Source organism: Prevotella sp. SGI.167 (assembly GCF_050313615.1).
Taxonomy (GTDB): Bacteria; Bacteroidota; Bacteroidia; order Bacteroidales; family Bacteroidaceae; genus Prevotella.
The window spans coordinates 1-380 of record NZ_JBNPLT010000151.1 but is presented as its reverse complement, the minus strand read 5'-3'; the positions used below and the strand labels follow the sequence as shown (position 1 = coordinate 380).

The following is a 380-nucleotide window of genomic DNA, read 5'->3' as shown; positions in this document are numbered from 1 at the left end:
CGACCGATATGTGGAGTCTTCTTGCCAGCTTTGCTGATGTAGCTGGGATCAATGGCAATAGCCCATCTTCCCTGTTTACCAAAGAAGCGCTTGGCAAGTGATACATTAAGTTTGAGCCAGTCAATGCTTTTCGACTTTTTTAAGCCGAATGCGTTGCGATAGGTTTGCTCAACATGCGAGCCATACCTCCCCATTTGGGTGAAATTTATCTTTCTTGGTATTACCATGAACAAAATTATCACCTCGATGAGTATTTTCTCGAAACTTTTTGTTAACTTTGCAGCCGAATCTTCAACTGCATCTTTAAAGATATCCATATATTGGTCAAGTCCTGTATTCATATAATTTTGCGTTTGTCGTGATTTGCAAAGTTACTGAAA

The 380-nt window shown here is 39.7% G+C and carries 1 pseudogene; it reads right to left on the bottom strand.

Annotation, left to right across the window (positions count from 1 at the left end):
* Window positions 1-341: pseudogene (locus ACQRBJ_RS16300) on the bottom strand (transposase); the annotation flags it as partial.
* Window positions 342-380: the final 39 nt, after the last annotated feature.